Annotated in this window: 7 protein-coding genes; 3 read left to right on the plus strand and 4 right to left on the minus strand. The window is 64.7% G+C overall.

Annotated elements, in window-relative coordinates:
* Positions 1-488, minus strand: a 488-nt coding sequence (locus VN856_RS23295) for an enoyl-CoA hydratase-related protein (RefSeq protein ID WP_325693534.1), incomplete at its 3' end; no start/stop codon positions are given.
* 174 nt (positions 489-662) lie between these two features.
* On the opposite strand from VN856_RS23295, the gene VN856_RS23300 reads away from it, so the two are divergent.
* The 3 genes from VN856_RS23300 to VN856_RS23310 are packed head-to-tail and all read left to right on the plus strand — an operon-like array spanning position 663 to position 2,946.
* Positions 663-827 carry a hypothetical protein gene (locus tag VN856_RS23300; RefSeq protein ID WP_325693537.1) on the plus strand — a complete coding sequence of 55 codons (165 nt, stop codon included), beginning with the start codon at positions 663-665 and terminating at the stop codon, positions 825-827.
* Positions 828-2,318 (plus strand): trehalose-6-phosphate synthase, encoded by a 1,491-nt coding sequence (locus VN856_RS23305; RefSeq protein WP_325693540.1) that lies wholly within the window; start codon positions 828-830, stop codon positions 2,316-2,318. It begins immediately after the preceding gene.
* Between the two features lie 58 nt (positions 2,319-2,376).
* Entirely contained in the window at positions 2,377-2,946 is a 570-nt protein-coding gene (locus VN856_RS23310; RefSeq protein WP_325693543.1) for a hypothetical protein, read from the plus strand.
* Between the two features lie 13 nt (positions 2,947-2,959).
* Here VN856_RS23310 and VN856_RS23315 read toward each other — a convergent pair whose 3' ends face one another.
* The 3 genes from VN856_RS23315 to VN856_RS23325 form a co-directional block, all read right to left on the minus strand.
* Positions 2,960-3,442, minus strand: coding sequence for a mammalian cell entry protein (locus VN856_RS23315; protein ID WP_325693546.1), 483 nt, complete (start codon positions 3,440-3,442; stop codon positions 2,960-2,962).
* Positions 3,442-4,158, minus strand: a complete 717-nt coding sequence (locus VN856_RS23320; protein ID WP_414687032.1) for a mammalian cell entry protein — start codon at positions 4,156-4,158, stop codon at positions 3,442-3,444. Before VN856_RS23320 ends, VN856_RS23315 begins: the two co-directional genes overlap by 1 nt.
* A 14-nt stretch (positions 4,159-4,172) precedes the next feature.
* Positions 4,173-5,729 (minus strand): MCE family protein (locus VN856_RS23325; protein ID WP_325693552.1); only part of this gene is annotated, 1,557 nt, incomplete at its 5' end.

Below are 5,729 nucleotides of genomic sequence, written 5' to 3' on the forward strand. Positions count from 1 at the left end.
TCGCTGAACTTCGCATTGTCGGCCGCAACGATCAAGTCGCATGCCCAGATCAGCATCAAGCCCGCGGAGATCGCGTTGCCCTGCACCTGGGCGATGGTGATCTTGCGCAGATCCCGCCAGCGGCAGGTGTTCTGGAAGAAGTAGTGCCACTCCTGCAGGTAGGTCTTCTCCGCGACGGCATCGCGCTTGGAGCCGTTGATCCGGAAGCTGGGCAGCTGAGCCGGACCCGGGGCCCGCTCCGCCAGAGCCAACTCCGAACCCAGGTCGTGGCCGGCGGAGAAGTTCTTGCCGCGGGCCGCCAAGATCACCACCCGGACTGCGTCGTCGGCCTCGGCGCGAAGGAACGCCTCGTCGAGTTGCACGAGCAAACCGCGGCTCTGAGCATTATGTGCCTCTGGCCGGTTGAGCCAGATGCGTGCGATGCGGCCCTCGTCGAGCGTCTCGTAGGCCACCAACTCTTCAGACTTCGCTTCAACCGGGACTGCCATTGGCCCACCTCATTCGCGTCAGCTGTGTCTCATGACCCGGCTTCTCCTCGGGCCGCTGCACGGCCCGCATCGTCGCCGGCGAGTGCTTACACATTACGGCCAGCCCGTAACGCTCCGATCGGCGGGTGACAGCACACTCTGCACCTGATTACGCACTTCGCATACAGTTATGTCATGCCCGCTAAATCTGACACCCATGAAATCGACGACGTGGCCCCATTGGCTGACGACACCGCCAGTCAGGCCAGGCGCGTAGTAGCGGCCTACGCAACCGACGCGGACGAATGCCGCGTCTTCCTGGCCATGCTCGGTATTGGGCCCGCGAAAATCGAGGTGTAAGTGCCCAGCGCGGGAGGCAAGGGAGCGCGAAGTCCGCAAAACAACCCTGTCTCCGGCGTGTCCGACTTCGTGGTGGTCGCCAACCGGCTGCCGATTGACATGGAGCGATTGCCCGACGGCAGCACTCGTTGGAAGCGCAGCCCGGGCGGGCTGGTCACGGCCCTGGAACCGCTGTTACGCCGCCGTCGCGGCGCTTGGATCGGGTGGGCCGGCGTCGTCGAGGACGACGTGGACGTCGAGGACGAACCCATCGTCGAGGAGGACCTTCGGCTGCACCCGGTGCGGCTGTCGGCCGACGACGTCGAAGAGTATTACGAGGGTTTCTCCAACGCCACGCTGTGGCCGCTGTATCACGACGTCATTGTCAAACCGACCTACCACCGCGAATGGTGGGACCGGTACGTCGACGTCAACCGCCGGTTCGCCGAGGCCGCGTCACGCGCGGCGGCCAGCGGGGCCACCGTCTGGGTGCAGGATTACCAGCTGCAACTGGTGCCCAAGATGCTGCGCGAACTCCGCCCCGATCTCACGATCGGGTTCTTTTTGCACATCCCATTCCCGCCCGTCGAGCTGTTCATGCAGCTGCCCTGGCGGGCCGAAATCATCGAAGGTCTGCTGGGCGCGGACTTGGTCGGATTCCATCTGGCCGGCGGTGCCCAGAACTTCCTGATCCTGTCGCGACGCCTGATCGGCGCGAACACGTCCCGGGGTTCGGTCGGGGTGCGCTCGCGCCTCGGCGAGGTGGAGGTCGACGGCCGGATCGTGCGGGTGGGTGCCTTCCCGATCTCCATCGACTCGAGCGAACTCGACCAGAAGGCCCGTGACCGCGATATCCGCCGACGGGCCAGAGAGATCCGGGCCGAGATCGGCAATCCGCGCAAGGTCCTGCTCGGTGTCGACCGGCTCGACTACACCAAGGGCATCGATGTGCGGCTCAAGGCGTTTGCCGAGTTGCTCGCCGAGGGCCGCGTCAAAGCCGATGACGCCGTGTTGGTCCAGCTCGCCACGCCCAGCCGTGAGCGGGTGGACAGCTACCAGAAGCTGCGGGAGGACATCGAGCGCCAGGTGGGTCACATCAACGGCGAATACGCCGAAGTCGGCCACCCGGCAGTGCATTACCTGCATCGACCGGTCCCCCGCGACGAGCTCATCGCGTACTTCGTGGCCAGTGATGTCATGCTGGTCACCCCGTTGCGGGACGGGATGAATCTGGTGGCCAAGGAGTACGTGGCGTGCCGCAGCGACCTTGGCGGTGCACTGGTGCTCAGCGAATTCACCGGAGCCGCAGCCGAACTACGGCAGGCTTACCTGGTCAACCCGCACGACACCGAGGGCGTCAAAGACGCGATCGAAGCGGCCCTCAACCAAACTGAAGACGAGGGCCGCCGCCGGATGCGCGCATTGCGGCGTCAGGTACTGGCGCACGATGTCGACCGGTGGGCCCGATCCTTCCTCGATGCGCTGGCTGCTGGTCATCCGTCAAACAGCTGAATTTCTGGTACGGCCGGTGCCGCACTGCGATAATCGATGCACTCAGCCGGAAGGGACCATGAAGGTGATCACCTCCCGCGGCCTGACCGCCGCCGCCGTCATGACACTTGTCGCCGTGGGAACATCGACCCCCGCTAAAGCGCTCGGGCCACCACCAGATGGCATGTACAGCTTTACCGAAGCGGGCGTGCCGACCACGAACTGGAAGATCTTGGCTATGTGCGATGCGCCATCTCGCCAGCGCGCCATCCCTGATTTCACCGACCCCGTCATCGCCGCCGATCTCTGCGTACTGAATGTCAGCAGCACCACGGCCCGGGTGATCAGCCGTTCGGAGAAGATGGCGAACTTCGTCGGCCGAGCGCGACTTGCCAGCGATCGGTGGACCTTTCAAGTAGACAAGGCCAACGGCGTCTCGTGTCCGGACGGCACCACCGCGGCATCGACGGATACCTACGCGTTTGACGACGTATCGCTTACCGGCACGCACACCAGCATTCACGGCGATATCTGCGGCCTTCAGCCCGCGATGACGAAGACGCCGTTCACACTTGCCTTACAGGGACCGCTGCCCAACCCGGTCGAGCGTTACCCGTTGGACTGCAACGAGATCGGCCAGTGCCGCTGACGCGATCGGTCGGCTAAATCGGCGTGATGTAGTTGATCAGCCATTTGCCGCCGATCCGCTGGTAATCGACCCGCAACCGGCTGCCGTCATAGAGCGGTTGCCGGGATTTGTCGGTCACCGTGCGATTCATGTATACCATCACCGATGCCGAATTACGTTGCGCCGCCATCACTCCCACGCCGACCACGCTTGCCTGTACGACGACCTCACGGCTGCGCGCCTCAGGGATGATCTTCTCGTTCGCGCTCTTCTCGAACTCATGGCGATAGGCCGGCGTCAGCAAGAGGTATGCGGCTCCCAGGCTGCGCTCAACCGTCTGGTAGTCGTACGCGAACACTTCGGGAATCTCTTGGGTGGCCAGCGGCGGAAGCGCCGCGCGGGCCGACTGCTCACCGCGGGTTTCGACCCTCTGCCAGTAGAGCCAACCGCCTGCCGCGGCCAACCCGACGAACGTGGCGGTCAGCAAGCTCACGACGGCGGCGATCAACCACCGCATCAATTGCCTCCGTCTGGATACTTCAGGTCGTAACCGGTCATCCGTCCGTTTTCATCTTCGTGCACGATGACCCGCATCCGGTAGGGCATGGAGGGCTTGTTGACCCCGTCCAAGTCTGTCACCGTGACGCGTATCGATACCAGAACCGATGCGTTGTCGCTGACACTGTCAATGCTTTCCAGCGCAGCACCGTTGACCACCGCCTCGGAGTTCGCGTCGGTGTGACGGAACAACGCCTTGATGTTCTCGACGTTGTTGTTGGAACTGAGCATGCCGCGCAGCGGCCCACTGGTCCCCTCGACGAATCTGGCGACGCTTTGGTCGATGTTGTCCTGTTTGTAGCTGAACATGTTCACCACCGTTTGGGTGGCGGTGTCGACGAAACGCTGGACGCGGGCATGGTTCGCGTCGGCCTGACGCTGCTGATAGATCTCGAAACCCACTCCGCCGGCCAGCGTCGCGATCCCGACCAGACTGGCGGCCAACGCAATCCATCCGACCCGCCGGCGGTTCGCAGGCCGGCGCGGCGGCGGACCGACCGGCGTGTTGATCCGCTTGACCGGCTTGGGCGCCGTCTCGACCCGGACCGTGGTGGCGGCCGCCTCACCGCCGTGCGGGCCGGCGGCACGCGAAGCGCGCCGGCGCGGGGGTCGCGTCACCGGCTCAGGGCTCGTCAACCGCCGACCCGCTGAGCCCGGCTCGGCCGCGCTTGAGATCGGCTCATCTTCGGTCACAACTGCCTCGGGTCACGCATCAGGTCCAACCAATTCTCCGCGGTCGATACTTTGCCGGGCGCGAAGATACCAGTGCCTCCCGCGGGGTCCTGAAATACTCCGGTGCTGTCGTCATAGGTGGTGTATGCCGTGCCGTTGGCCTGCGGAACCGGGCCGGGCGGTGGACCCCAGGGCTTTTCTGCCGGCGGGTACGGCGCTCCGGGCAGCCCTTCCGGCGGCGGCGGCGCGGGAACGGCCTTCGGGAACGGTAGCTGCGGGTTTTGCGGCGGGTACGACGACGGCGGAATCCATGTCTGCCGGCCGTCGGTCCCACCGGTGTTGGGTGGTGGCGGCGCCGGGAACGGCTGGTGCGGCGCCGGGCCGGGTCCTTCGACCACGCCGGGCGGAAGCGGCCCGGCTATCGGTGTCCCCGGATCCGGGTCGTTGCCCGGTGGAATGAAGGGGTATTTGTTGGGCGGCAAGATATTCAACCCATTCGTGACCGGGGTTCCGTACGGGATCGGCGGTCCGCGCCACGGATTCGTACCGATCGGCACATAACCCTTGGGATCACGACAGAGCGCCACCGTCGGGGCCCGCTTACCGGGGAATTCCTGACACGGATAGTTGCGCGCGCCGCGTACCGCCGACGGGTCGTTCTGGGCGGTCTTGCAGTACATGTCAGTCGGGATCTCCCGCAGCGTCTCATCAGCCGGGGTCCGAATCAGCGGCGGCGGAATGAATCCGGTGGTGCACGGCGGCGGGTCGACGTTGACTTTGAAGTCGAGCTTGGCGCCCTCGTCCTGGGGTTCGCCGTTGGCCGCGGTGATGATCGCGGCGAACAATGCCGGCAACACCACCAGAAGTTGCTCGATCGACTTGTGATAGATGACACCTACCCTGCCAAGGTTGGCCAGGTTGGCGGCCAGCATCGGGAACGACGGACGGATACCGGAGAACGCCGTGTTGGCCTGATCCACGGCCGGCGGCACGACCGTCAGCAGCGTGCGCAATTGTGGATCAGCTTGGTGCACTTCGGAAGTGAACCGCGCCAAACCATCGGACAGCGACTTGATGTCATTGCCGGAGCGAATTTGGGCCTGCAAAAACGGGCCGACCTGGTCGATCAGCCGCGACGTCTGCGGGAAGTCCGCATTAGCCTGGTCCACCAGCAGGCGGGACGACTCGAGCAGCCTGGCCAACTCGGGGCCGGATCCGTTGAACGCGTTGAAGGTTTCGTGCAGCAACTCGCGCAATCGGGTGTCAGCGACACTGTTGACCAATGTCTCCGACTGGTGCAGCAGCGTCGCGATTTCCACGCCGATCACGGTGTTGTTCCGGTCGATGCGAGATCCGTTGTGCAGCTTGGTCGTGGCCGCGTGCTCGGGAGGCACCAGGTCAATGTACTGCTCGCCGATGGCCGACACGCTCTTCACCGATGCGGTGACGTTCGACGGGACAGTCGTGCCGCTGTTGAGCCGCATCACCGCGTCGACGCCGTCGGGGGTGAGACCCATCGACTCGACGCGACCGACAGCGACCCCGCGATAAGTGACGTTGGCGTTTTTGTACAG

Source organism: Mycobacterium sp., assembly GCF_035603715.1.
Classification (GTDB): Bacteria; Actinomycetota; Actinomycetes; order Mycobacteriales; family Mycobacteriaceae; genus Mycobacterium.